Genomic DNA, 24,527 nt, shown 5'->3' with positions numbered 1-24,527 from the left:
AGCGCTTTCGTGCTTGGCGCAAGATTGAATAATACGCTCCTCCCCGGGCCGTGTCCAGAACTATTTCGCGTTGGGCGCTATCTTCACATTCTGCACACATATGGGGTTTGGGAGGGGTTTGCGGCTCGATGAGAACGAATCGGATGCCTGTCTCCTCCCTTACTGATGCAATACCTGCTTTTTACATTCGGTCGTTAGTATTCAATGTAGGTTCGACAGGCTGAACCATGACCGGCAATAGATCATCGCCGGTATCGCTTGTCTGCGTTTTTCGATTACCCGCGCAGGCTGATGATGCTTGAGGAGGTTTAGCATGGGACGCGCGAAGCTTCATCTTGTGAGGTATATGGGCACGTACACCGCCCTGATGTTCGTCAGCTTCTTGTTGTGGCGAGCCGCGGGATGCCCCGCGGGGGCCTTGAGCCTGGAGGCTTCTGCATGGGATGCGGTTTTTGCGACGAGCGCATCGGGCAATCCTCTGGCACTGGCTTCAGACTTCCTTATCCAGTTCTCCCTTGTGGCCTACCCGTTGTATTGCGCGATCAAGGTTATTTGCAAGCGCATCTCGGGTCGTAAACGCGGGCTGCGCAGAGCGCAGGAGGCGCTTTCCTGCGATGCGCCTTCCGTTTCCGTCCATTAGAAGACTATTCGAATCGCCTTGCTGACGGTTTACGTCATGGCTTGCCTTGAGGATTGTTGGGCATTTTTGCGGCATGGCACTTCCGGCATGATTGGATTCCGCAGCTAGGCGTCTTTGCATACTGATAGGGGGGCGTTTGCGTGATCGCAAATGTCCCTATTCTTGGTTCCCGGTGGCCGAATGCACGCTGTCGCGATATTTGACCATCCCTGTTTCTTGCACATGTCAATCTTCGGCAAATGCTGTTTTCTGCGTTTCCGCGCAACGCCCTGCGACTTCGAACGGCTACATAGTTACTATCTTGTGCAGCGCATACCGCACTGTTTATGCGCCCGCCGCTTCGGGGCGCACTTCGCCGCCGTCGAGCACGATAAGCTGGATGAGCAAGGGGTTTGCCCCGAGTGATTCGCAGGTACGCGATTGCAAAAGGCGGCTCGATAGGTCGAAAACACGACAACGACCTATGCCTTGGTCCGTCCGAGCTCATGAAATCGCGCCGATGCGCTGGGGCTTCGAGATGGGCGACCATGGTGGCACAGGACGAGGGCTTACGGGATTTGGTGCAAGTCCTCCTATTGAACGAAGATGAAAGGAACGGCGAATGAGCGCAGAGAACGCTTCGCATATCGATGATTTGAGGTTCAAGGCGGAAAACGAGGACGGCGTTGTGCTGGAATGCGAGGCGCTGCTTATGTTCGATAGCCCGTTTTTCGGGAAAAGCTACATCGTGTACACCGACGGCGGCACCGATGAGGACGGCTTCACGAACGTGTATGCGTCCTCTTACAACAAGGATACGCTGACGGTGCCCGAGGGTTCTGAGTTCGCGTCCATCGACCTGTCCCCTATCGAGGACGACGAAGAATGGAGCATCATCCAGGAGCAGCTCGAGCGCTATCAGCAGGCTGTGGGCGGTGCCGAGCCGCAAGACGGCGAAGACCCGATCCCGCTGATCACCGAGCTGAACAGCGGAGACGAACTGGAGTCTTCATTCGAATACCGTTTCGAGGACGGCAGCACCGTGACGTTTCTGATGGAGCTGAACGAGATGCCGGAAAACGAGCTTGACCTGGTGCGATTCAGCATGCCCGCAAGCGAGCACGAGCGGCTGGTGAACACGTTCCTTCAGGAGCAGTTCGGCGGGTACGACCCTGCCGACTCCGAACAACAACGCACCCGGAAGGTATTAGAAGCCATGGTGGTGAGCCGCGGCGAGAACGGGATGTGCGTGCTGGAGCCCCAGCAATGCCACGTGTTCTACAAGCATCGCAACGACGCGCTGCAGGCGTAACGCGAAAGCGAGAAGAGCGAGGGGCCGAATCCACACGGGCTCGGCCCCTCTTGTTGCGGTTTCCCCCTTGAAGTCAGAGCCGAAATCACAGACCGGCAGCGCTTGCGGGCGTAGCGCGAAAGCGACGAGGAAGCCGAACAATCCATCCGCACCAAGCATTTTGCCGATTATCGTATGAGGAATGCCAAGGCAGGCGGGCTATGCCGCGCGTTCTGCCTGCATCGCAGCGACGCGCTGCAGGCACGACACGAGCGTGACGACGAAGCCGAGACAACCCGTCCACGCCAAGCGCTTTGCCGATCATCGTATACGGAGCACCCAGATAGAAGGCTATGCCAGGCGCTTTGGCGACCATCGCAGGAGGAACGCCGAATTCACGATGACGAAGACGCTGCCGCAGTTATGGACAAGCGCGCCGGATACCGGGTCTAGCACCGCTAAGAACGCAAGGATGATAGCAGCGAAGTTCAAAGCCATGGAGAACGTCAGGTTCGCTTTGATGCGGCGTATCATCTGACGGGAGAGCGCAAGCAAGTGCGGAACTTCGGAGATTCCGCCGTTTACGATGACCAGGTCCGCAGCCTCCACCGCAACATCGCTGCCTACGCCGCCTACCGCAATACCCACGAACGCGCGCTTGAGCGCAGGGGCATCGTTGATGCCATCGCCGATCATGACGCAGGGCGTGCCCTCGCGCTCGGTTCGCTCGATATAGCGCATCTTGTCCTCAGGCTTGCATGAAGCCGAAAACTCCAGGATTCCCGCCGCGTCGGCAACAGTGCGCGACGCAGCTTCGTTGTCGCCGGTCAACAACACAGGCTGCACGCCTGACTCGCGGACCTGGCGCACAGTGTGGCGCGACTCGCGGCGAACGGTGTCGGACAAGGCGACCGCACCGGCCGCCTTGCCATCGACGGCGATATAGGCAATGGTATCGCCGGCATCGCGATGGGATGCAAGGCTCTCGCATTCCCACAAGGCAACGGAAAGACCGGATTCGGACATAAGCGCGACGTTTCCGACGGCAACGTGCTCGCCATCGATTTCTGCGATGACCCCAAGACCGGGCTTCATCTCGAACGCGGAGGGCTCACGCAAATCGACGCCTTCGGCGCGGGCGCATCGCACGACGGCCCGGCCCAGCGGATGCTCGCTGCGCAGCTCCGCAGATGCCAGCAACGTATAGAGCCGGGTTTGGCAAAGAGCATTTACGCCGCAAGGTATAACAGCGCTGACCTGCGGTTTTCCTTCAGTAATAGTGCCCGTCTTATCGAATATGGCACACTTGACGCGCGCAAGGCGCTCAAGCGCATCCCCTTCCTTCACTAGAAACCCGTGCTTGGTTGCGTTTCCTATAGCGGCCACGATAGCCGTGGGCGTCGCTAACACGAGCGAGCAAGGGCAAAAGACCACCAGCACGGTGACGGCACGCAGGATCTCGCCTGTGACCATGTACACCGCTACAGCCGCCGTGAGCGCGCCGACCACGATCCATGTGGCCCAGCGATCCGCCAAGCGCACGATCTTCGCCTTGCCGGCATCGGCGCTTTGCACCAGACGCGCCATGCGCTGGATGGAGCTGTCCTGGCCCGGACGCGTCGCCCGAACATCGATGGCGCCGAACTGGTTGGACGTGCCCGAGGACACTTCGCTGCCGGGCTGCTTGTCCTGCGGCATGGGCTCGCCGGTGACCGCGCTTTCGTCGATGCTGGTGTTGCCGCTCACCACCACGCCGTCGACCGGCACCGTTTCGCCCGGCAGCACGCGCACCAGCGCGCCCAACTGCACATCATCGGCCGCGATCTCGCGTTCTTCGCCATTCTCGCCCACCACGCGGGCCGTGCGCGGCGTGAGCTCCACGAGCTTTCGGATGCCGCGTTGAGCGCGGCCCACGGTCAGCTCCTCCAGCAGACCTCCCAGCTGCATGATCACGGCGACCTCGCCGGCCGCGAAGAACTGCCCGACCGCCAGAGCGGCGATCAGCGCGATGGAAACGAGCAGGTCGGCTTTCACGTCGAACTCCGTGACCAGCGCGATGACCGCCTCGATGACGATGGGCACGCCGCACAGCAGCACCGCCAGCCACGCCGGGTCGATCGGCAGCGAATCGGACGCGAAGAAGCTGGCCAGCAATGCGGCAGCGGAGATGAGTATGAACACGATGTCTTTGCGCACCCCTCCCTTCCCCAGCAGGTTCTCAAGCGGCTCGAAATAAGGCTTCAGGCTTTCCATTCCCAGATTCTCTTCCTAACTTGAAGGTCGTTACCGAACATATAGTTCGGTATAATCCAGCAAGTACGGTATTGGGAACATGCAACCATCGCCGAATGCAAGTTACCGAACGGTTCGGCAAAAGTGTGCGAAAGGGAACGGATCATGGATCGCCGTCAGAGAAAAACGCGCAAAGCGATATACGGCGCTTTCGAAGAATTGATGGCTCAGCAGCATTACAGCGCCGTGACCGTGGCGCAGATCATCGAGCGGGCCGACGTGGGGCGCAGCACGTTTTACGCGCACTTTGAGACGAAGGACGATCTGCTCTCCGAGATATGCCGCGAGATGTTCGACCACATCTTCGAAGGCGTGAACGAATACTGCGTGACGCACGCAAACCTGGCAACGGAGAGCATCGAGGGGAAGCTGGCCCATTTGCTGTACCACTTGCGGGACACGCACAGCGGGGTGTGCGGCAAGCTGGTGCGCGAAGGCGAGCCTATCTTCACGCGCTATTTCGAGCAGCAGCTAGCGACGCTGTTCGCGAAAAGCGGGCCGGTGGCGCCCGCGGGCATGCCCGTCGACTTGATGTGCGTGCTGCGCGTGAGCGCATTCTCACATACGGTGACCTGGTGGTTCGACAATGGCGCGCAGGCGTCACCCGAGCAGGTGGCCGCATGGTACGCGCAAGGCATGGGGCTATAGGGCGCGAAGGACGAGCCTTTGCCCGAACGCAGGAAAGCCGCCCGAGGGCGGCTTTCCTGGTTTAGCGAGTTGTTTGCGAAGCGGGCAAACCTTCGTTTGCGGGTGGAGCGCAGCCCTTGGGCAACACGCGGTCTTGCTCGACGGCCTACGGCTATCGGCCGGCGCTCAGCTTCGCTTGGCGAGCGGCAAACCTGCGCCTACAGGTGCAGGACGCGGTCCTTGATCTCCTGGGTGCGGCCCTGGTTCCAGAACTGGGTTCCGATGTATCCGCAGGTACGGCGCGCGACGTTGAGCTTCTCCTGGTCGCGGTTGCCGCACTTCGGGCATTCCCACACGAGCTTGCCGTCGTCCTCGACGATCTGGATCTCGCCGTCGTAGCCGCATTCCTGACAGTAGTCCGACTTCGTGTTCAGCTCCGCGTACATGATGTTGTCGTAGATGTACTGCATGACGCGAATGACGGCCTTGAGGTTGTCCTGCATGTTGGGCACCTCGACGTAGCTGATTGCCCCGCCGGGGGAAAGGCGCTGGAAGGCGCTTTCGAACTTCAGCTTGTCGAACGCGTCGATCTTCTCGGTGACGTGCACGTGGTAGCTGTTCGTGATGTAGCCCTTGTCCGTGATGCCCGGGATGATGCCGAAGCGGCGCTGCAGGGCCTTCGCGAACTTGTACGTGGTGGACTCGAGCGGCGTGCCGTACAGCGAGAAGTCGATGTTGGTGGCCGCCTTCCACTCGGCGCACTTGTCGTTCATGTGCTGCATGACCTCCATGGCGAACGGAGTGCCCTCGGCATCGGTGTGGCTGTGGCCCGTCATGTACCTGACGCACTCGTACAGGCCGGCGTAGCCCAGGCTGATGGTGGAGTAACCGCCGTAGAGCAGCTTGTCGATGGGCTCGCCCTTCTCAAGGCGCGCGAGCGCACCGTATTGCCACAAGATGGGCGCCGCGTCGGAGAGCGTGCCCTTCAGGCGATTGTGGCGGCACATGAGGGCCTTGTAGCACAGCTCGAGGCGCTCGTCGAAGATCTGCCAGAACTTGTTCATGTCGCCGTACGAGGAAAGCGCCACGTCAGGCAGGCTGATGGTGACGACGCCCTGGTTGAAGCGGCCGTAGTACTTCGGCTTGCCCGGTTCGTAGTTGCCGGCGTTGGCCACGTTGTCGTAGCCGTTGCCGGAGCGGTCGGGCGTGAGGAAGCTGCGGCAGCCCATGCAGGTGTAGCAGTCGCCGTTGCCCTCGGTCTCGCCCTTCGACAGCTTCAGCTCGCGCATCTTCTTCTCGGAGATGTAGTCGGGGACCATGCGCTTGGCCGTGCACTTCGCCGCCATCTTGGTGAGGTAGAAGTACGGGCTGTCCTCGGTGATGTTGTCCTCCTCGAGCACGTAGATGAGCTTGGGGAACGCCGGGGTGATCCACACGCCTTCCTCGTTTTTGACGCCCTCGTAGCGCTGAGCGAGCGTTTCCTCGATGATCATGGCGAGGTCGCGCTTCTCCGCTTCGCTGCGCGCCTCGTTGAGGTACATGAAGACGGTGACGAACGGCGCCTGGCCGTTGGTGGTCATGAGCGTGACCACCTGGTACTGGATGGTCTGCACGCCGCGGCGGATCTCGTCGCGCAGGCGGCCCTCGACGACCTCGGTGATGCGGTCGGCGTTGGCCTCGAGGCCCAGCGCGTTGATCTCCTGCAGCACCTGACGGCGGATCTTCTGGCGGCTGACCTCGACGAACGGCGCGAGATGGGTCAACGAGATGGACTGGCCGCCGTACTGGCAGCTGGCCACCTGGGCGATGATCTGCGTGGCGATGTTGCACGCGGTGGAGAAGCTGTGCGGGCGCTCGATGAGCGTGCCTGAGATGACGGTGCCGTTTTGCAGCATGTCCTCCAGGTTGACCAGGTCGCAGTTGTGCATGTGCTGCGCGAAGTAGTCGGAGTCGTGGAAGTGGATGATGCCCTCGTTGTGGGCCTCGACCACGTCGGCCGGCAGGAGCAGGCGCATGGTGATGTCCTTGGACACTTCGCCCGCCATGTAGTCGCGCTGCACGGAGTTGACCGTGGGGTTCTTGTTCGAGTTCTCCTGCTTGGCTTCCTCGTTGTTGCACTCGATGAGCGACAAGATCTTGTCGTCGGTGGTGTTGGACTGGCGCTTGAGCGTTTGGTTGTAGCGGTAGATGATGTACTTGCGCGCGACGGAGTAACGGCCCTGCGCCATGATCTGATTCTCGACCATGTCCTGGACCTCTTCCACGGACACGGTATGGCCCGAGCGGCTGCAAAGCCACTCGACGCTGTGCGCCGCCAGCGCGATCTGGTCTTCGGTCAGGCGCTCCTCGGGAACGACGTCCCCGTTGGCACCCTTGATGGCGTTGACGATCTTGTTGATGTCGAACGTCGCCTCGGAGCCGCTGCGCTTGATGATCTTCATGCCGCTCACACCCTTCTTGCTTCTCGCGCAAGGTGCCTGGCGGGCGCCTTGCGGATTACCTTCATCCGAGCGCAAAAGGCCACACAGGGCATGACCTGCGCGTTCGGAAATTTCGTGAAAATTTGCGACCTCGATACGTTCGGGTCGCTTGGTCGGTGTCCCTATCATACGCTATTTCGCCCCAATATGTTGTGTTTTATTCCGCTGAAAAATCCATGGATGGGGGTATGGGGTTGTTTTCCACCATCGCTGTAAAACCGCGAAACCCCCGGTCGGCATTCGTAAAGCAGCATTTTTCGGAAGCGATTTCGGCAGTGGTTTTCCACCATCGAAAACGGTGCGGATTTCGGCGAAAGGGGCGGCAAACGCATGGGTTTCGCGACACTTTCGCAAGAAGGGGTTGACGCGGCCGGGCTTCTAGTTAGGGGTGCGGTTGGGCGGGGCGAGGCGGAAGGCAGGACGGTTTCGGACGCTTCCCGAGAGCCGGCGCCTGTTAGCAGGAGGAGGCCGGCTTTTCGGACGCGTTTCCCCGACCCGGAGCCGACATGGATGGCGATGGAGAGGGCAACTTCGGCCCTTTCCCCGCGAAACCGCCCAGAACATGGCTTCTATTGTTAAAAAATCTCGCGAACCGCAAGTCACCCATGACATACCCGGTGCGCGTGCTTAGTATGGGTGTATTTCAAAAGCGCCTTGCCGCTCGGCGGGCTGAAAGACCGTGCGGCAGGCGATGCAGGAGGGTCGGCATGATGGATAAAGGAAAGCGCGCGAATGGCGCGGCGGCGGGCGAAACCGCCGGTTCGGAACTCGATGAGAAGCGTATCGCGAACAAGCTCGCCGTCGTGGGGGTAAGCGGCAACATGGCGCTGTCGGCGTTCAAATTGTTCGCGGGCATATTCGGCAACTCGGCAGCCATGGTTTCGGACGCCGTGCATTCGCTGTCCGACGTGTTCGCCACCGCTATCGCGTTTCTGGGCGTGAGGATATCGCAGCGCGACGCGGACGAGAGCCACCCTTACGGCCATGAACGTTTCGAGTGCCTGGCATCCATGGCGCTTGGCCTGATATTGGCCGCAACGGGCGCCGGCATCGGGTTCGCGTCGATCCAGTCGATCGCCACGGGCGCGTACCAGCATGCGACGGCCCCCGGCTGGCTGGCGCTATCGGCCGCGGTGGTGAGCATCGTCGCGAAGGAGGGCATGTTCTGGTACACGCGGTACTGGGCGCGCGCCATGAACTCCGACGCGTTCATGGCAGACGCTTGGCACCACCGCTCCGATGCGCTGTCGTCGGTCGGCGCGCTTGCGGGCATCGGCGGCGCCATGCTCGGCTGGGGCGTATGCGACCCGCTGGCATCCATCGTCATCTGCCTGATCATCTTCAAAGTGGCCTTCGAAGTGCTGCGCGATGCGGTGGATAAGGTGACCGACACGCCTTGCGCGCCCACGTTCGAACTTGAGGTGCGCGATTGCATCCTGGCGCAGGACGGGGTGATGCGCATCGACGCGCTGCGCACGCGTAAATTCGGTAACAAGGTATATGTGGACGCCGAGATAGCCGTGGACGGGCAGCTGCGGCTGGTGGACGCCCACGCGATAGCCGAGCACGCCCACGATGCCGTCGAGCAGCGCTTCCCCACCGTGAAGCACATCATGATCCACGAGAATCCCGCGTAAGGGCAGCAAGCGCGACGGCTTTTGCGGGGGAGTTGCGAGGGGGCGCGGCGCGCCCGCAAGCGCTGTCGGGAGAGCGAAGGCGAACCGCGCTGCCGGAATGCAGCTGGAGCGTTGCCGACGCGATAAAGGGCGGGCACGACGATGGCAGTCAAACCAGCAAGCGTCACCGAGACATCTGGGGCAATGGCCCTGGGGATCGTCGGCGTGTTGCAAGGATAGGGACTCCGATTGCGCAGGCTACGGGGATTCGCATATAACCAGGTGGGAGAGCCGTCAAGGATAGGGGCAACCTGCGGTTGCGGGCGCCGACATCGAAAATGCAAACTGAAAACGGTTCCGCAACCGGGCTTTACGGAGTACCTTGGAAAGCGGATTTGGGGTAGATACTTGCCCGATTATCTTCGATTCAGATAATGCCCTGGAAGGAGCCGCATGGATAAGGGAATCGCCCGACGATTGGCCGCCCGACGCAAGCAGGCGGGGCTGTCGCAGGAAGCGCTGGCGGACAAGCTAGGCGTGAGCCGCCAAGCGGTATCGAAATGGGAACGCGCCGAAAGCCTACCGGACACGGACAACCTTATCGCACTGGCAGCTTTGTATGGTTTGACACTTGACGAGCTGCTATGGAGGGAGGCCGGCGAAAGCGATTCGCGGGTCTCGCAGCCCGCGTCGGATGCGGCGGAAACGTCGGGGACGAGCGCCGACGAAGGCTTTTCGCAAGGAAAGCCAGGCGCCGTAGAGGACAACCGCGACGACGGTGATCGCGATTCCGAAGCGAGCGACAACGACCAAGCAGGAGGTAGTGCGGACAGCAGCACGGACGGCGCTGCTTTCGGATCCAGCCGCAACGACAACGATGCCGAAAGCGACAACAGCCAGGGACACGGCAAAGGCGACGATTACGCGCATGTCTCGTTTCGCGATGGGATTCATGTTCGCAATACGAAAAAGGGAGAAGAGGTGCACATCGGCTGGAGCGGCGTACATGTGACCAACCGCAAAAAAGGCGAGGAAGTGCACGTGGGATGGGATGGCGTGCATGTCGAGCAGCCGAATGCAAGCGGAACCGCCGACGATCCCAAATCCGTGCACGTTGACAGCAGCGGCGTGATCATCGGAGAACAGTATTTCGAGAACTGGCACGAAGCGCACAAGGCATTCGGGCGCAAGCCCGAACGCGCTTGGCGCAGCTTCCCCTTCCCGCTGGTAGTTTTGGTTGCATATCTGCTGCTGGGACTGTTCACCAATGCATGGATTCCCGGGTTGATGCTCGTCTTCGCCGTTCCGGCATACTACGTTATCGGCAACGCGTGGGAGAAACGAAGGATATCGCGCCTGATAGGCGGCCTGTATCTGATCGGCGCCATTGCCTGGTTCTGCTGGATGGCGTTCGCGCTCAATCAGGCACATCCCGCATGGGTCGTGTTTTTGACCATTCCCGTAGTCGAAATCCTTTGCGCCTGGAGCAGGAAGACGTGGAAGCGCCGCCGAAAGGCAAAAACAGGCAACCAATAGCAAGGGAAGCGATGCTGCAGTTAGGCGAAATGCAACCGGAGCGATGTCGGGCCATCCAAGATCGCCGGCTTGACGAATCGTCGGCGTGTTACGGGGATGAGCCGGGGCGCTCCCCTATTCGCTATACTGGGGCGCATGGCAAGTTACCAACATATATCGCACGGGTTTGAGCCCGTGTTCGACGAGCGTTCGCGGATTTTGGTGCTGGGATCGTTTCCCTCGGTGCTTTCACGCGAGAACGCGTTCTACTACGGCAACCCGCAAAACCGCTTTTGGCGCGTGATGGCCGCATGTTTGGGCGAATCCGTGCCGCAAAACGAGGGGGATCCGGGCGACGACGGACAACCTTTGATGTTTGAGGAGTCCATTGCGGCGAAAAGGCGCCTGCTCCTTGAGCACGGCATCGCCTTATGGGACGTTATAGCCTCATGCGACATCAAGGGATCAAGCGACGCGAGCATCAAGAACGTGGTGCCCGCGCAGGTGGAGCGCGTGCTGGAAGCGGCGCATATCGGCGCCGTGATCTGCAACGGGGGCACGGCCGGACGGCTGTACAAGCGCTACCTGCAATGGCAGGTGGGGCTGGCAGCGCATGTGCTTCCCTCAACGAGCCCTGCGAACGCGGCTTGGCAGCTGGAGCGTCTAACCGCACGCTGGCAAGAGGAGCTCCTGCCGCTTTTGGAGGCCGCAAAAACCGGAACATTGGGTGAAGTTCCATCGCCGAGCAGCATCAAGCGCGGGTTCGTGACGGCTGGCGCGAAAGCCGTGGCGACTGGCGAAAGCCGCGTTGACGTCGTCACCGTGCGCGTCCCTTCCCCACCCGCATCGAACTATGCGGTGCACAAAAGCATGCAGGGCAACAAGCGGGCGAACACAAAACCCGAGCTGCTGGTGCGCAAACGTCTGCGAAAGGCGGGGCTGACGGGCTATCGGCTGCAATGGAAGGTACCCGGACATCCCGACATCGCGTGGCCGGGCAAACGCGTCGCAATCGAGGTGCGGGGCTGTTTTTGGCATCGCTGCCCGCATTGCAAACCGAGCGCGCCGAAGAAGAACGTCGAGTATTGGGAGGCGAAATTCGCCCGCAACGTCGAACGCGACACCGAGAACGTGCACAAGCTCGAAGAGATGGGCTGGCGCGTGCACGTGATCTGGGAATGCCAGCTGAAAAAGAACGCCATCGACGCCACGATGGCTGATTTGTTGCCGAAGCTTGCGGCTGAGCTGGGGAAAGAGCTTGTTGACGACAGCGATTGGGCGACCGCACAAAACGATGGGGACCGAAACGAAAGCGCCGCGAATGCACAAGCAATGCGAACCCTTGACACCTCGCGGGCCGCAGATTCCACAGAAGCAGGTGGCGCCGCAGGGGCGACCCGCTGCTCAGCATCGCCGCAAGACGACAAGGACCCGTGCGCGGAAGCGCCGGATGCTTCTGCAAGCGAGCACCACGACGATGCGACCCGCACAATGGCCAAACGTCATTTCATGTACGTGATCGAATGCGCCGATGGCAGCCTGTACACCGGGTACTCCCCTGACGTGCAGGCGCGGTTCGCCGCGCATCAAGCGGGCACAGGCGCGAAGTACACGCGCGGGCGCGGGCCGCTGAACCTGCTGGCCGTAGCTGAATTCGCCACCAAACACGACGCCATGAGCGCGGAGTATCGCTTCAAGCGCCTAAGCCGCGACCGCAAAGACGAGCTGCTGGCGAAAGCCGCCGAACCCGAAGCCGATTTCGCAAAGCTGCTTCAAAAGGAGTTCGGGCTTTAGGGAGGCAGGCGGAGCATCGAGCGAACGCGCCGCAAATCGCATGAAAGTCGACGCTTCCGTGCCCGCTGTCTGAATCAACGCACATCAATCGCCACCGAATACCATGAGCAAAAACTTGGCAAACAGGTCATTTCACCTGCGGAACGGCGCTTTCAAAACGCAAAACTAGCACCGCTCCGGCAAAGCCGATCGCAGCCGCTTGAGAAACTCCTCACAGGCGCGGGAACGCAACCGATACTTCTTCCAGATGAGGAACGATGCAATCTCGAGCGGAGGGTCGAGCGGCACGAAGCGCAAATCGCGAGAGCCGTCGATCTGCAGAAGATGGTCGATGCCCATGGCGCAGGCGGCACCCGAACGCACGAGATGCGATGCGTTGCCGATAAGGTCGAACCGCCCCACTACGTCGAGAACTTCCGGGTCTATCGCCCCGCCCGACCACGCCGCAAGGTCAACCGCCCTGTTCGAGGTGCGCGAACTCAGCAAAAGCGGCATCTTCGCAACATCGTCTGGGGTAGCTGAGCGCAATGCTCCCCAAGGCCCGTCGGCTGCCACCGCAACGCCCACGCGATCGGGGTTCGGCATGCGAATCCACTCGTGCTTCTCAAGATTGACAGGCTCTATGACGAGCGCAAAATCCAGGAGGCCGCGTTCCAAACGCTCCTCCACCGCATCGGCGTTGCCGGTATATAGCTCGCACGTCACACCGGGATGATCGCGCCGCAAAGCCGCGAACACGTCGAGCACGAACCGCATCGCCTGCGTTTCGCCCGCGCCGATGCGGATGTTCCCCGAGATTCCAAACTCCCTGTCGGCAAGCTCCCCTTCGGTTTGCTCGACCAGGGACACGATTTCCTCCGCACGCTGACGTAAACGCATCCCATCGCCCGTGAGCACGCACGATCGATTCGTGCGCTCGAACAACTCCACGCCCAGCTCGCGTTCCAGCTCCGCGATCTGCCGCGAAAGCGTGGGCTGCGTCACGTGCAGCACGTTGGCCGCCTCGGTCATATTCTGCTCGCGTGCGACGGCGAGAAAATAGCGCAGCGTTCGAAGCTCCATGGTCCACCCCTCCTATCAAGCTGACTAGAAATCTCGAGATTCACTGCTTTGATATTCGTTTTCCGTATGTCCATATAGTACGTATAGGTATTTAACATTTCAATCTTCGGCACTTACTGTGGTGTATGGAAAACATCAACCGATAGAGACGAGGAATACATGCAGTACACCACCCTGGGCGATTCCGGCATCGAAATCTCGAAGCTTTGCCTTGGCGGCATGAGCTTCGGCGAAGCAAGCCCGGACTTCCACCAATGGACCATCGGGCCCGATGAGACGCAAGCCGTCATCGAACGCGCGCTCGATGCGGGGATCAACTTCATCGATACGGCGAATTGCTACAGCTTCGGCACGAGCGAGGAATATATCGGAGCAGCGCTGCGCAACCTTGGCGTGGCGCGCGACAAGGTTGTCCTTGCCAGCAAGGTCCACTTCAACGAAGGCGGCCTGTCCGCGGCGGCGATCAAGCGAGAGATCGAGGGCTCGCTTACGAGGCTCGGCACTGACTACCTGGACCTGTACATCATCCATCGCTTCGACTACGACGTGCCCATGGAGGAAACCATGGAAGCCCTGAACGACCTGGTGCGCGAAGGAAAGGTGCGTGCCCTCGGCGCAAGCGCCATGTACGCGTATCAGCTGCACAACCTGCAGGACGTGGCCGACGCGCACGGTTGGACCAGGTTCTCCAGCATGCAATGCCACTACAACCTGCTGTACCGCGAGGACGAGCGCGAGATGTTCCCCGTCTGCCGCCAATTTGGGATGGCCGTCACGCCGTACAGCCCCTTGGCCTCCGGCCATCTGTGCCGGCCTACGTGGGAGAGCGAAAGCACGCGCGGAACCACCGACAAGACCATGGTGAACAAATACGATCGCGACCGAGATATCGACATGCCCATCGTGAAGCGCGTTGCCGAAATCGCTGCCGCGCATGATGCGACGATGTCGCAGGTGGCGCTTGCCTGGCATTGGGCCCGCGGTATCGAGTCCCCCATCGTCGGCTGCTCGAAACCCGAGCGCGTAGACGACGCCGTTGCCGCCCTTGAGCTTAAGCTCTCGCCCGAGGAGGTCGACTTCCTTGAGGAGCTTTACCAGCCGCATGAGCTTGTGGGCCCCAAAGGCCGTCCCGGCGAGAAGCAACTTGCAGGCACCACCAAGGTGAAGCTAACCCGTTAGCGACCATGAACGACAAGACTGCCTGCTGTTTGCGCGACGCAGGTTGCGACGAGACGCTCATCGGCGCGATTGCCGACGCACCAAGCGGATGCGCGCGCATGCAGCTGCTTAAGGAGCATCGTCGCAAGCTGCTCGCCGACATCCATGCAGGGCAAAAGAGGCTCGAATGTCTGGATTACCTTATGTACCGGCTGCAAAACGGCGATGACGACATTTGAGCCCGCGCAAATCACTGCAAACCTCAAACACATTCCAACCGAAAGGAACCTATCATGGCTGTGAAGCAAACCGCCGGGCACGATGCCCTTGGCACATTCGCCCCCGAATTCGCCCATCTCAATGATGACGTGCTGTTCGGAGAGGTGTGGAGCCGCGAAGACAAGCTGCCGCTTAAGCTGCGCAGCATCGTCACCGTAAGCGCCCTCATTGGAAAGGGCATCACGGACAGCTCTCTGAAATACCATCTTGCGAGCGCCCGGAAAAACGGAGTCACGCAAGAGGAAATGGCCGAGATCCTGACCCATATCGCGTTTTATGCCGGGTGGCCCAACGCATGGGCGGCGTTCAACATGGCGAAAGAGGTTTACGGGAACGACGAAACAGGCAGCAAAGCCGACAGCCAAGGCGGCTTCTTCGGCCTGGGCGAGTCCAACGAAGCCTTCGCCCCGTACTTCATCGGGCAAAGCTACCTGAAAGCGCTTACCGGGCCCGACGACTACCTGCCCATATTCAACGTGACCTTCGAGCCGGGCTGTCGAAACAACTGGCACGTCCACCACGCAAGCAAAGGCGGCGGCCAGGTGCTGATCTGCGTGGACGGCGAAGGATGGTATCAGGAAGAGGGCAAACCCGCCCAGCGTCTGCATCCTGGCGACGTGGTGGAGATTCCCGCGAACGTCAAGCACTGGCACGGCGCCGCCGCCGATAGCTGGTTCAGCCACCTGGCCTTCGAGCACCCCGGTGAAGACACGAGCAACGAATGGCTTGAGCCGGTGAACGACGACGTTTACAACGCCCTGGAAGCATAAACCGCTACCGGCACATTCGAGAACGGACCTGGCGCGCGATCAGCTGTGCGCCAGGTCGTAGAGCTCGCGGATGTCTTGAGGCAAGCCGTCGGGGATGATTTCGGCGAGACGTTCTTCTCCGCCGTCGTTTTGAGCGGTTTCGTAATACCAGCACTTGAACTCCACCATGGCGAGTGCTCTTTGAAGGCGCGCAATCTCCTGCTCGGTCCTTTCCTTGCGCGCCTCGAAGAGCTGTTTTCGCTCGGCGTACGTGGACGGGCCCTCTTGGACCATGTCGACGAAGCGCTTGATGTCCTTGATTTCAAGCCCCGTCTTCTTGAGGCATTCGATGACGCGGAGCAGCTCAAGCTCGTTTTCGCCGAACCGGCGGATGTTGCCCGCGCGCTCTAGATTGGGGAACAGGCCTTCCTTGTCGTAATAGCGCAACGTGGATACCGGGATGTCGAACATCTCCGAGACCTGTCCGATCGTATACATGGCGGCTTCCTTTCGAGAATGTTTAAACCTAAAGCAAGGTTTAAGGAACGACTGCAGGAACATCATACCATGCACGCAATTGGGAGAACACGGCGCTTCGATCAGCAGCCGCGACGCCCGTTCTCCGGTTTCGCAACACCGCTCACATCCTGCGGCTGCCGTTTGAGCTCGGCGGCCGCTATTCCCCGAGCTTGTTCGGCGGGGCGGATTCCCCGTTGCCGATTGCTCCGCTCGTATCTTGCAGTCGGTGCTTGAACGCGGCAGGAGAACGCCGCGACGTTCTTTTGCTCCCGCAAAAGCGACATTTTCGCCCGCAAAGAACCCGCTAAACATCCTTCTTCTCGAAAATGCAGATGCTGAGCTTGCAACTTGCCGCATAGATTGCCAGGGAAACGACAATCAGCGCAGCTAGCGAAGCGATCGGATGATAGGATATCCAGTCAGCCAGGCCGCCAAACACATCGGGCAAAACGAATTGCGACGCAACGTAGATAAGACATCCGATGAACATGAGTGCACAGCCGATATAGCGCACACCTTTCGAGCCGCCGAACTTTATCGAGAACGGTTGGGCAATAGCAACAAGAACCAATACGATAGCCGTGGAAGCCACGCACGCCGAGAAAATCTCAGGTGTCGATGTCTGCTCCATCTCAATCCCCACAGCAGGAAATGCTAAAACACATGCCATGGTGACCGAAAACAAGGCAACCAGCGCAGCCAACGAACAAGCAACGATTGACAAGTAACGTCCAACAACGATATCCCGACGCGCGAGCGGAAGCGCGGCGCGATAACGCAGCCATCCGTTTTGATCGTCGTAACCGAACAGCGAGAACATAACGAGTATGGGCACCATCGCACATGCCGCAGACGCCCCGGCATATGATCCCATTCCAAAGCACATGATCACGCACACGAACACGATCGTCACCGTCAAAACCGGAGCCATGGTACGGATAATCGCCAATTCGGATTTCACGGCAGCCAACATCAGCGGCCCCCTTTCAACATGAAGTGCAAGTAATCGCCTACATTTGCGCGATCGCAGGCAACCTCGGGAAACGCCTGCGCGAATTCGAAACGGTTCGGGACGAGCACATCGCAGCTGAACTCGCGCTTAGCCACGCGCGCACCCGGCACGCATTCAAGGACCTCCGCCACCTGGCCAGCCGCGCAATGCGCGATACCCGCGGTATCGGTAATGGTTTCGCGCGGCACGTCGAAGATGATCCGCCCCGCATCGATGCCCACGATACGATCGGCAACACGCTCCAAGTCGGAAGTGATGTGGCTGGAAAGCAGCACGCCGCGTTCGCCGTCGCCCACAAACTCCTGCACCATGTCGAGAATCTCATCGCGGGCCAGCGGATCGAGACCCGCTGTTGCTTCATCAAGAAGCAACAGGTCAGCGCCATGCGAAAGCGCTACCGCGACCTGAAGCTTCATGCCCATACCACGCGAAAGCTCCTTCACCTTCGTCTTCGGGTCTATGCCGAACCGCTCGATAAGGCCATTGAACAGCGGATCGTCCCATTGCGAGAACGCCGGCTTCAAGCATGTCACCACCTGGCAGATGCGCAGCTCTGATGGAAACGGGCACGTATCGAGCACAACGCCGATACGAGAGCGAACAGCGCGCTGAACCTGGTCCGAAGCATCGGTTCCAAATGGTTCACCGAACAGCCTGACCTCGCCCGCGCCGATGTGCTGCAAGCCCAAGGCCACGCGGGTCATCGTAGTTTTGCCTGCCCCGTTCGCGCCGACGAAGCCGACGATTTCGCCAGGGGCAACGGCGAGGTTTACGTCGCGCAGTGCGAACGAGTCGCTCAAGTCGCAACTCACGTGCCGTATGTCCAGAAGATTCGTCATGAAGCCTCCCCTTTCCCGCATTGTTCAGATTCCCCATCTGCGATCAAATCGAGCATCTCGTGCAGTTCTGCACGAGAAACTCCCAGGTCAAAAGCCTGAGCAGCAGCCTTTGCCAGCATTTCCTCGATGCGGCGCAGTTGCTCTTCGCGCAGCATCTCATGGCTACCCGAGGCGACGAAGCAGCCTTTGCCTTGCACGGTTTCAATGAAGCCCTCCGCTTCCAAATCGGAGTAGGCGCGTTTGGTGGTGATGACGCTCACGCCAACGCCGTTCGCCAACGCCCGAATGGAAGGGAGCTTTTCGCCGCATGCCAAAGCTCCTGAAAGTATCTGACTTTTGACCTGCGAGGATATTTGCTCGTAGATGGGCTTGTCGCTGGTGTTCGAGATGATGATGTCCACGGTCGGCCTTTCGTGTATATAACCGATAAGCACAGTATATATACACTATGCACAGTTATGCAAGTCAGAATTTGGCAAAACACCCGTGAGCCCCAGGATGATTCCGAAGCCCTCACCGGTGATTCAGCGGAATCGTCGAAAGTGGCGCGCTAAAGCCAGAAAGGGGGGCGAGCGGTTCATCACCGTTCACCCCCACGCGTTAACGACGCGCCGAAGACTGCAAGCGAAGTGGCGGGCGACGTCATGCCGCTCGCCACTCGCTTTCGCTCGCCTTGTTTAGCGCTTTACCAGCGTGACCGCAATGGTGTTCAGATAGTCCAGCGCTCCCGCTTTGACGGCTGCCCTGTCGCCGCGAGCGTACTCGTTTTCGCAGGCGATCCAGTCCGCCCACGCCTCGCGCGTGCACGTCATTTCGTGCATATCCTTGATAACCGCACCGGGCGTTTTGCCGATCATGGCTTGCCACCAGGTCATATCGTGCATGTACTCAAGCTGCTCGGGAGTCCATGAGGCAAGCAAGCATGCCGGCAGCGCATCGTGGCAATCGCGCACCATGCCGGGAATGGAGAGGTAGATCCTCCCGCCCGGCTTTACGTAAGGAAGAAGCTTTTCGCCGAGATACCGCGGATCGCGGCCGAAATAGTTGTAGGAGTCGATGCTTACCACCGCGTCGAAAAACTGCGGTTCAAACGGCAAGCCTTCCGCCGCGTCAGCCTTGATGGGGTGGATTTGCCCATCCGGCACGCCCATTCGGCGAAAGAAAGCGCGGTTTTCGGCGGGGTCGCTCCACAGGTCGACGGCGTACACGTCGAACCCGTACTCGCGCGCGAGCATCACGCTTGTGATGCCAGAGCCGGATCCGAGGTCGCATACGCGCGAGCCTTTTGCGATTTCGGCGCCGCAAAGCAGCTCTTCGCAAAGCTTAAGCGGGTTGGGCCCCATGATCTTGGAGCGGACGAGATTGATATCGAAGCTGTTCGCTTTTGGGAAGTTGTTCATTGTTGTTCCTGTTCGTTGTGATGATAGTGAAACAGGTATGGAACGGCGCAATAACGCGGGACCTTGATGCGGCCTTCTTTGAAGCGTTATGCGATTAACCGTTCCCTAAAGAACAATGACCAAAAAGACATCCCCTAAGGCGTGTTCGTTTGAGGCCTTTTGCCTCCCTTGGACGCGGCGAGCTGCAGCCACGGCGACCGCAATTTTCCGCATCTGAATGAACTTACATTACCACGTTTTGCCTTCGATTTTCAGTCTTGTTCCAGCTGCGTAATGGATGTATTAGGCATTATCCGACAAATTGAAGGAGTGCCATGAACGCATTATTCCCGCTTCCGAACATCTTGCTAGAGCGAAGCTCGATCCCACCGCAAACGATGGACGAGCTACGGTCTCGCGGCATAAATCTCTCCCCGGCGCAGATTTCGCAATTAGAAACGCACCGAAAAGAACTGCTGGCAGAGCACGAACGCTTTGAGTTCGACACGTGGGGGCTTCGCGTCTTGCTTGAGGAGCTTGCAAGCAGCGAGACAATCTACCCGGACGAATTCGCAAGCGTAGCCCAATCGGCGATCACCCTGTTCTACGAGATTCGCGACGTCGTCGATCCCACCATCGGCGACGAGGAAATTGCGGAGTCCATCGTCAGCGAAATCGTTCAAAAGCAAGGCTGCATCGAATGCCTCGACTCGTTTGAGCTGGCATCTTCTCCTTCCATCAAGCAGCCTTCCCTTGCTGAAGAGCTCATGCAAGACGAAGCGGAAATGACTTATTGCTGGAATAGCGAAGACTGGGAATACGACGAATACGCACCCGGATGGGACGGCGAAGCATGGGAGGACGACTGTGAATAGCCACGAAGGACCCTTGGCGAACCGACCACGGCGCAAGATTCAGAAAAAAGCCCTCCAGAACTTCGACTACCTTTATCGCAAGCTCATTCGGCTCTATACAATGGGAAGCACGGGGTCGGTCTCGAAGCTCGAGGCAGTGCAGATTGCAGAATCGCTATCGTTCGTGCTGGGGATTCATGGCGACGGCGATCCTAGCGCGTTGGAAGCATTAGCCGAACAAGACCCGGACGCGCTTTTTCGGCGCAAACAAGCCGAACTGTCAACCCGCGTCGACCGCGCCCTAGACACGTGGCGTGCAATTTGCGTGACCATGCCTCCCATCAACAACGTTGCGCTACGCGATTCGCTTGCAGACATCGGAAACCTCAAGGCGCTTTACGACACCTACTTCGCCGCACACGAAGTACCGCTGGGCAATCTTCAGTACCAGCTGAGCTCCCCCGTCAGCGAGGACCTTCTTGGAATCGAGTACGTTCAAGCGTGGCTCGATCAGCTCTTAACCGAAACGCGTTATATTTCGCAGTTCACAACGGAAAGCTGCGTAGCCGTGCTTGAGCAAGCGTGCCCCGACTACAAGGGATTGCACGTGAACCTACACGACCTGCTGGCGCCCTACGAAAATCAACTTGAACGCAAAACTCGTCCGCTGTAGCGAAAGAGCATTCGCGCTGCTGAGGAAAGGTAGCGGCTGCGGATCCTTCCTCAAACGGAAGGATCCGCCGAAACTGCCGTCGCGCAACCAGCCGTTGCTAGGATAAGCGCCCCGCTGAGCGTATGCTTATGTCATCGAAACGACCCCGCCGAGAGGAACCATCATGGCCTTCGCAGAAAAACTCGTCGCCGTGCGGCGCGCGCACAACCTCACGCAAGACCAGCTTGCCGAGAAGCTGTACGTCACCCGCCAAGCCGTCAGCCGCTGGGAGCGCGGCGAGGTTACGCCGGGAATCGACATGATGAAGCTCATTGCCGCCGTTACCGGCGAGCCGCTGGCGCATCTGCTGGAGATGCCCGAGCATTATTGCGAAAGCTGCGGCATGTACCTGACACCCGACGATTGCGGGACCGATGCCGCCGGCAAGAAGACCGATCATTACTGCAAATGGTGCTATGACCGCGGCGGCTACACCTATGAAACCACCATGGAAGCCATGATCGAGGATTGCGCGCCGCGACTGGCGGAGAATACGGGCATGACGCTTGACGAGGCGGTCTCGCTCATGGGCGCGGTTTTGCCCCAGCTCGAGCGCTGGCGTGCCGTTCGCGAAAACGAGCAGCGCTACGGAGCGGAAGCGCGCGAACGCTACGGCAACGAAGCCGTTGATGCCATGAACGAGCGAATCCTCGATATGGACCCTGCCACCTGGAACGACATGAAAGAACTCGAGAAGGCCATCCTGGGCCAGCTTTCCATCGCGCTGAGCGATGGCGATGCAACCGGCATCGAGGCCGCGAAACTTGTGCAGATACATCGCCGTTGGATCGGCCTGCAATGGGGAACCGAGCCCGAACGGGATATCTACCTGGGACTTGTGCGCGGCTACCTGGCAGACCCCCGATTCGTTTCATACTACGACGAGCCGTGCGGCAAAGGGGCGACGGCGTTTCTGGTTAAAGCCGCGGAAGGTGCGTTGGGGGAATAATCCCGGCAGCACCCGCGCAGGGAAACAACCTGTCGCTCATCAATCGCGTGCCAAGCAAGTTGCGCACGAGCCCCGCCCGCAACTTGCTTGGCAGTAAAGCGAGCCTTGCCTTGCCCGTACCTTGTGCACGCGAGCCCCTACCGATAACTTCTGGGCGGTTTTGCAGGCGGAATCAGCCCTGAAGGCCGCAGGGCGCCGGCGTTTCCCCAGGTCGGCAATGCCGGCAGCGAACAACACCCGCGGGAAACCACCCAGAACCCTGGGGACCATGTCAAAATCGGGGCTCATTTGCTGCGAAACCGTCCAGAAGTCGCATACCACGAGCGCGAACGCGAACGGGAGTGCGGCGGATACCAGCGCGAACGCAACCGCAAGCGAAATGGGCGCGACTGACGGCAACATCGCAGGGGCCTTTGCGAAATGCCAGGGCCCCTGCAGCTGCACGCTTTAGCGCCAGCCGTAGCCTTTTGCGTGGCGCGCCACCAATCCGATGGTCAGGATGCTGGCAGCAGTCTCCGCCACGATGATCAACCACCAGATGCTATCCGCGCCGAAAATCACAGGCAGCAAGATAACCAAACCGAGCTCGAAAACGAACGTGTGGACGAAGGAAATCAACGCCGAGATCTTGCCGTTCTCCACCGCCGTGAACATGACCGAGCCGAAATAGGTCACGCCCATCAGCAGAAACGCGATGCTGTACATGCGGAACGCGTGGATCGTCAGCGCCATCAACGCGCCATCGTAACCCGTGAACGCGAATGCCAGCGGCTGCGCCAGAAGCTGAGCAGCAAGGAACGCCCCAACGCCCATCGCCGCCGTAAGCGTGGCGCCGTTGCCGAACAAGCTGCGCTTCTCGTGGTTGTTTCCCGCACCGTGCTGATAGCTCATCAGCGGAGCCATGCCCTCGGTAAGGCCGCCGAGCGCCGCACCGATCAGCATCGATGCGTACTCGATGACCGCATAGGCGGCAACGCCGTCGGGACCGAACAGATTCATGAGCTGCAGATTGTACGCCGCAGCGACCACCGACATGGCAGCGCATCCAACCATCTCGGAAACGCCGTTGACGATCGAGCGCTGCAGCACGCCGTGCACCCGACGAGGACGCACGAGCTTCAAAACGCCGACCTTGCCCCGTGCGAACAGGATGACCATAAGCGTTGCCGACGAATACTCGGCGATGCAGGTTGCCGTGGCGGCGCCTTCGATCCCCATGCCGAACACGCCCATGAGCACTGCATCCAAGCCGATGTTAACCACGCCCGCAGTAAGCGACAACAGGAACCCGAAGCCGGGCTTGCCCGCCACGGAGCAGAACATCTCGAACACATAGGTGAGCATGAACATCGGCAGGCACAGGAAGACGATCTTGCCGTACGTTGCGGCCATGGGCGCCATCTCGGCAGACGCGCCGAGCAGCACAACCACCTTATCCATGAAGGCTATGCCCAGAACCGAGCAAACCACGCCGGCTATAAACGTCGTCCAAGCTATGAGCGAGAACGCGCGATTCGCGCCCTTCCCGTCGCCGGCGCCCAGAAGCTGCCCAACGACCGCACTGCCGCCCGAGCCCATCATGATGCCCAACGCAGACAGGATAACGGTGAACGGCAAGACGATGGTCATCGAGGCCAGCGCATCTTTGCCGACCAGATTGGAGACGAACAGGCCGTCGATGATGCCGTATGCCGAGCTGACGAGCATCATAGCCATGGTCGACAACGTGTACTTCAATAGCTTGCTTTTCGTGAAATGTTGCGAAAGGACATCCATGCCTTTGATCCCTCTTACGGTCGTGACGGTGTTTCGAGTTGAACTGACGACCGGTCATAGTAGTCTAACCATTGACTGTTTAGTCTATTGTTTGACCTTTGTCACCAATCAAGCATGGAAACCACACAAAGCGGGAAGGGGGCATCGAGGGACTTGGCGAAAGGATGCGCCGACCACCTTACTCGATAAGGCCGAGGGCTGGGGCTATGACCTTGGTGTAGAGCGCCAGCCAGATGGTCGAGACGCAGAAGCCGCCCAGGACGTCGCTGGCGTAATGAACCCCCAGGTAGATGCGGCTTATGCCGACCATCACGATGACCAGGGCGAACAAGCACATCAGCGCGATGCGGCGGCGGGGTTGCGCTCGTAGCGCCATACGCACCACGCCAGCAGGCCGAAAACGGCCATCGCGGCCATGGAATGCCCCGAGGGGAAGCTGAACCCGGATACGTCGACCAGGCGCAGCACATCGGGGCGCGGACGTTGGATGACGAATTTCATCGCCTGATTCAGCAGCACCACCAGGCCTAGGTTCAGCACGTTGCACCAGCCCGGGCGCCTGACCGGAGTGAAGGCCGCGGCAACGCCGAGCACCACGAGCAACGTCACCGGCGTGGCGAGCGCCGAGAAGCTTTCCATGATGGGCGTGAGCCACGGTTGGCGCAGCTGCTCACCGAACAGCCACCATGCCGCCGCGTCGAGCTTCATGCTCTCCTGGTCAAGCACGTTCTCCAGCAGCATCACCAGCACGATGGCGCACACCGACGTCACCACCAGCGTGCGGTTCTCCTTGACGTAGCGCGAAAGGCTTCGCGCAGCTCCGCCGATTCCCGACGCGTTCCCCACCCTGTTCAACTCCTTCGCCCGGCCGCATGGGCCGAAATCGCAAACGGAAAGCATGGTAAGGGGCAGGGCGGCCCTGGCCGTCCTGCCCCTTGGATTTCGCTAAACGAAGCTTAACGTATATGCAGCCACGCGCAACGTTTCGGCAACGAGTCGTTATTC

23 protein-coding genes are annotated in these 24,527 nt (G+C 59.9%); 12 read left to right on the top strand and 11 right to left on the bottom strand.

The features are described from left to right. Window positions 1–313: 313 nt before the first annotated feature. The gene (locus Q0D52_RS08320; RefSeq protein ID WP_294381898.1) at window positions 314–640 is read left to right on the top strand and encodes a hypothetical protein; all 327 of its coding nucleotides are present in this window, start codon (window positions 314–316) and stop codon (window positions 638–640) included. Window positions 641–1,241: 601 nt separating this feature from the next. After that, window positions 1,242–1,931, top strand: coding sequence for a DUF1292 domain-containing protein (locus tag Q0D52_RS08315; RefSeq protein ID WP_294381896.1), 690 nt, complete (start codon window positions 1,242–1,244; stop codon window positions 1,929–1,931). A 330-nt stretch (window positions 1,932–2,261) separates the two neighbouring features. On the opposite strand, the gene Q0D52_RS08310 is transcribed toward Q0D52_RS08315, so the two are convergent. Continuing rightward, window positions 2,262–4,163, bottom strand: a complete 1,902-nt coding sequence (locus tag Q0D52_RS08310; protein WP_294381891.1) for a cation-translocating P-type ATPase — start codon at window positions 4,161–4,163, stop codon at window positions 2,262–2,264. 144 nt (window positions 4,164–4,307) lie between these two features. Between Q0D52_RS08310 and Q0D52_RS08305 the strand changes: the two genes are divergently transcribed. Further along, window positions 4,308–4,850 (top strand): TetR/AcrR family transcriptional regulator, encoded by a 543-nt coding sequence (locus Q0D52_RS08305; protein WP_294381888.1) that lies wholly within the window; start codon window positions 4,308–4,310, stop codon window positions 4,848–4,850. Window positions 4,851–5,047: 197 nt separating this feature from the next. Here Q0D52_RS08305 and nrdD read toward each other — a convergent pair whose 3' ends face one another. Next, entirely contained in the window at window positions 5,048–7,270 is a 2,223-nt protein-coding gene (gene nrdD / locus Q0D52_RS08300) for an anaerobic ribonucleoside-triphosphate reductase (RefSeq protein ID WP_294381886.1), read from the bottom strand. A 746-nt stretch (window positions 7,271–8,016) separates the two neighbouring features. Here nrdD and Q0D52_RS08295 point away from each other — a divergent pair. From Q0D52_RS08295 to Q0D52_RS08285, 3 genes are all read left to right on the top strand, one after another. After that, complete coding sequence (locus Q0D52_RS08295) at window positions 8,017–8,946, top strand: cation diffusion facilitator family transporter (protein WP_294381882.1); 930 nt, start codon at window positions 8,017–8,019, stop codon at window positions 8,944–8,946. A 432-nt stretch (window positions 8,947–9,378) separates the two neighbouring features. Further along, entirely contained in the window at window positions 9,379–10,461 is a 1,083-nt protein-coding gene (locus Q0D52_RS08290) for a helix-turn-helix domain-containing protein (RefSeq protein WP_294381879.1), read from the top strand. 135 nt (window positions 10,462–10,596) lie between these two features. Next, window positions 10,597–12,234 (top strand): GIY-YIG nuclease family protein, encoded by a 1,638-nt coding sequence (locus tag Q0D52_RS08285; protein WP_294381877.1) that lies wholly within the window; start codon window positions 10,597–10,599, stop codon window positions 12,232–12,234. 165 nt (window positions 12,235–12,399) lie between these two features. Here Q0D52_RS08285 and Q0D52_RS08280 read toward each other — a convergent pair whose 3' ends face one another. Next, window positions 12,400–13,296 (bottom strand): LysR family transcriptional regulator, encoded by an 897-nt coding sequence (locus Q0D52_RS08280; RefSeq protein ID WP_294381875.1) that lies wholly within the window; start codon window positions 13,294–13,296, stop codon window positions 12,400–12,402. Between the two features lie 159 nt (window positions 13,297–13,455). On the opposite strand from Q0D52_RS08280, the gene Q0D52_RS08275 reads away from it, so the two are divergent. Genes Q0D52_RS08275 through Q0D52_RS08265 form a run of 3 tightly spaced genes read left to right on the top strand, consistent with a single transcriptional unit; the run spans window position 13,456 to window position 15,503 of the window. Beyond that, complete coding sequence (locus Q0D52_RS08275) at window positions 13,456–14,475, top strand: aldo/keto reductase (RefSeq protein WP_294381873.1); 1,020 nt, start codon at window positions 13,456–13,458, stop codon at window positions 14,473–14,475. A 5-nt stretch (window positions 14,476–14,480) separates the two neighbouring features. Further along, the gene (locus Q0D52_RS08270) at window positions 14,481–14,693 is read left to right on the top strand and encodes a hypothetical protein (protein WP_294381870.1); all 213 of its coding nucleotides are present in this window, start codon (window positions 14,481–14,483) and stop codon (window positions 14,691–14,693) included. 54 nt (window positions 14,694–14,747) lie between these two features. Further along, complete coding sequence (locus Q0D52_RS08265; RefSeq protein ID WP_294381867.1) at window positions 14,748–15,503, top strand: carboxymuconolactone decarboxylase family protein; 756 nt, start codon at window positions 14,748–14,750, stop codon at window positions 15,501–15,503. Window positions 15,504–15,542: 39 nt separating this feature from the next. Here the strand turns inward: Q0D52_RS08265 and Q0D52_RS08260 are convergent, their stop codons facing one another. The 5 genes from Q0D52_RS08260 to Q0D52_RS08240 form a co-directional block, all read right to left on the bottom strand. Further along, window positions 15,543–15,980: a MerR family transcriptional regulator gene (locus Q0D52_RS08260; protein WP_294381865.1), complete on the bottom strand. Its 438-nt coding sequence runs from the start codon at window positions 15,978–15,980 to the stop codon at window positions 15,543–15,545. 325 nt (window positions 15,981–16,305) lie between these two features. Beyond that, complete coding sequence (locus Q0D52_RS08255) at window positions 16,306–16,974, bottom strand: ABC-2 transporter permease (protein WP_294381862.1); 669 nt, start codon at window positions 16,972–16,974, stop codon at window positions 16,306–16,308. Next, window positions 16,974–17,852 (bottom strand): ABC transporter ATP-binding protein, encoded by an 879-nt coding sequence (locus Q0D52_RS08250; RefSeq protein ID WP_294381860.1) that lies wholly within the window; start codon window positions 17,850–17,852, stop codon window positions 16,974–16,976. Before Q0D52_RS08250 ends, Q0D52_RS08255 begins: the two co-directional genes overlap by 1 nt. Continuing rightward, complete coding sequence (locus Q0D52_RS08245; protein WP_294381857.1) at window positions 17,849–18,253, bottom strand: GntR family transcriptional regulator; 405 nt, start codon at window positions 18,251–18,253, stop codon at window positions 17,849–17,851. Before Q0D52_RS08245 ends, Q0D52_RS08250 begins: the two co-directional genes overlap by 4 nt. Window positions 18,254–18,529: 276 nt before the next feature. After that, the gene (locus Q0D52_RS08240) at window positions 18,530–19,252 is read right to left on the bottom strand and encodes a methyltransferase domain-containing protein (RefSeq protein ID WP_294381854.1); all 723 of its coding nucleotides are present in this window, start codon (window positions 19,250–19,252) and stop codon (window positions 18,530–18,532) included. A gap of 314 nt (window positions 19,253–19,566) precedes the next feature. Between Q0D52_RS08240 and Q0D52_RS08235 the strand changes: the two genes are divergently transcribed. The 3 genes from Q0D52_RS08235 (at window position 19,567) to Q0D52_RS08225 (ending at window position 21,746) form a co-directional block, all read left to right on the top strand. Next, the gene (locus Q0D52_RS08235; protein WP_294381852.1) at window positions 19,567–20,106 is read left to right on the top strand and encodes a DUF6323 family protein; all 540 of its coding nucleotides are present in this window, start codon (window positions 19,567–19,569) and stop codon (window positions 20,104–20,106) included. After that, window positions 20,099–20,758, top strand: a complete 660-nt coding sequence (locus Q0D52_RS08230) for a DUF6179 domain-containing protein (protein ID WP_294381851.1) — start codon at window positions 20,099–20,101, stop codon at window positions 20,756–20,758. Before Q0D52_RS08235 ends, Q0D52_RS08230 begins: the two co-directional genes overlap by 8 nt. A 163-nt stretch (window positions 20,759–20,921) precedes the next feature. After that, window positions 20,922–21,746, top strand: a complete 825-nt coding sequence (locus tag Q0D52_RS08225) for a TipAS antibiotic-recognition domain-containing protein (protein ID WP_294381849.1) — start codon at window positions 20,922–20,924, stop codon at window positions 21,744–21,746. Between the two features lie 447 nt (window positions 21,747–22,193). On the opposite strand, the gene Q0D52_RS08220 is transcribed toward Q0D52_RS08225, so the two are convergent. The 3 genes from Q0D52_RS08220 to Q0D52_RS08210 all read right to left on the bottom strand — a co-directional run bounded on the left by Q0D52_RS08220 (window position 22,194) and on the right by Q0D52_RS08210 (window position 24,368). Continuing rightward, window positions 22,194–23,522, bottom strand: coding sequence for an MATE family efflux transporter (locus tag Q0D52_RS08220; RefSeq protein ID WP_294381847.1), 1,329 nt, complete (start codon window positions 23,520–23,522; stop codon window positions 22,194–22,196). A 178-nt stretch (window positions 23,523–23,700) separates the two neighbouring features. Continuing rightward, window positions 23,701–23,859 (bottom strand): phosphatase PAP2 family protein, encoded by a 159-nt coding sequence (locus Q0D52_RS08215; RefSeq protein WP_294381844.1) that lies wholly within the window; start codon window positions 23,857–23,859, stop codon window positions 23,701–23,703. Then, on the bottom strand, window positions 23,859–24,368 hold the full coding sequence (locus tag Q0D52_RS08210; RefSeq protein ID WP_294381841.1) for a phosphatase PAP2 family protein: 510 nt from the start codon (window positions 24,366–24,368) through the stop codon (window positions 23,859–23,861). Before Q0D52_RS08210 ends, Q0D52_RS08215 begins: the two co-directional genes overlap by 1 nt. Between the last annotated feature and the right edge of the window lie 159 nt (window positions 24,369–24,527).

It is taken from the genome of uncultured Senegalimassilia sp., from assembly GCF_934630535.1.
In the GTDB taxonomy this organism is placed as follows: Bacteria; Actinomycetota; Coriobacteriia; order Coriobacteriales; family Eggerthellaceae; genus Senegalimassilia.
The sequence above is the reverse complement of the archived record's forward strand: the minus strand, read 5'-3'. Positions and strand labels throughout refer to the sequence as shown.

Excerpts from the sequence above, each read along its gene's own strand:
- Q0D52_RS08320 (WP_294381898.1), top strand. The coding sequence starts at position 314 with ATGGGACGCGCGAAGCTTCATCTTGTGAGGTATATGGGCACGTACACC.
- Q0D52_RS08235 (WP_294381852.1), top strand. The coding sequence starts at position 19,567 with ATGAACGCATTATTCCCGCTTCCGAACATCTTGCTAGAGCGAAGCTCG.
- Q0D52_RS08240 (WP_294381854.1), bottom strand. The coding sequence starts at position 19,252 with ATGAACAACTTCCCAAAAGCGAACAGCTTCGATATCAATCTCGTCCGC.
- Q0D52_RS08265 (WP_294381867.1), top strand. The coding sequence starts at position 14,748 with ATGGCTGTGAAGCAAACCGCCGGGCACGATGCCCTTGGCACATTCGCC.
- Q0D52_RS08310 (WP_294381891.1), bottom strand. The coding sequence starts at position 4,163 with ATGGAAAGCCTGAAGCCTTATTTCGAGCCGCTTGAGAACCTGCTGGGG.
- Q0D52_RS08295 (WP_294381882.1), top strand. The coding sequence starts at position 8,017 with ATGATGGATAAAGGAAAGCGCGCGAATGGCGCGGCGGCGGGCGAAACC.
- Q0D52_RS08285 (WP_294381877.1), top strand. The coding sequence starts at position 10,597 with ATGGCAAGTTACCAACATATATCGCACGGGTTTGAGCCCGTGTTCGAC.
- Q0D52_RS08290 (WP_294381879.1), top strand. The coding sequence starts at position 9,379 with ATGGATAAGGGAATCGCCCGACGATTGGCCGCCCGACGCAAGCAGGCG.
- Q0D52_RS08225 (WP_294381849.1), top strand. The coding sequence starts at position 20,922 with ATGGCCTTCGCAGAAAAACTCGTCGCCGTGCGGCGCGCGCACAACCTC.
- Q0D52_RS08275 (WP_294381873.1), top strand. The coding sequence starts at position 13,456 with ATGCAGTACACCACCCTGGGCGATTCCGGCATCGAAATCTCGAAGCTT.
- Q0D52_RS08305 (WP_294381888.1), top strand. The coding sequence starts at position 4,308 with ATGGATCGCCGTCAGAGAAAAACGCGCAAAGCGATATACGGCGCTTTC.
- Q0D52_RS08260 (WP_294381865.1), bottom strand. The coding sequence starts at position 15,980 with ATGTATACGATCGGACAGGTCTCGGAGATGTTCGACATCCCGGTATCC.
- Q0D52_RS08255 (WP_294381862.1), bottom strand. The coding sequence starts at position 16,974 with ATGTTGGCTGCCGTGAAATCCGAATTGGCGATTATCCGTACCATGGCT.
- nrdD (WP_294381886.1), bottom strand. The coding sequence starts at position 7,270 with ATGAAGATCATCAAGCGCAGCGGCTCCGAGGCGACGTTCGACATCAAC.
- Q0D52_RS08250 (WP_294381860.1), bottom strand. The coding sequence starts at position 17,852 with ATGACGAATCTTCTGGACATACGGCACGTGAGTTGCGACTTGAGCGAC.
- Q0D52_RS08270 (WP_294381870.1), top strand. The coding sequence starts at position 14,481 with ATGAACGACAAGACTGCCTGCTGTTTGCGCGACGCAGGTTGCGACGAG.
- Q0D52_RS08315 (WP_294381896.1), top strand. The coding sequence starts at position 1,242 with ATGAGCGCAGAGAACGCTTCGCATATCGATGATTTGAGGTTCAAGGCG.
- Q0D52_RS08215 (WP_294381844.1), bottom strand. The coding sequence starts at position 23,859 with ATGTGCTTGTTCGCCCTGGTCATCGTGATGGTCGGCATAAGCCGCATC.
- Q0D52_RS08220 (WP_294381847.1), bottom strand. The coding sequence starts at position 23,522 with ATGGATGTCCTTTCGCAACATTTCACGAAAAGCAAGCTATTGAAGTAC.
- Q0D52_RS08280 (WP_294381875.1), bottom strand. The coding sequence starts at position 13,296 with ATGGAGCTTCGAACGCTGCGCTATTTTCTCGCCGTCGCACGCGAGCAG.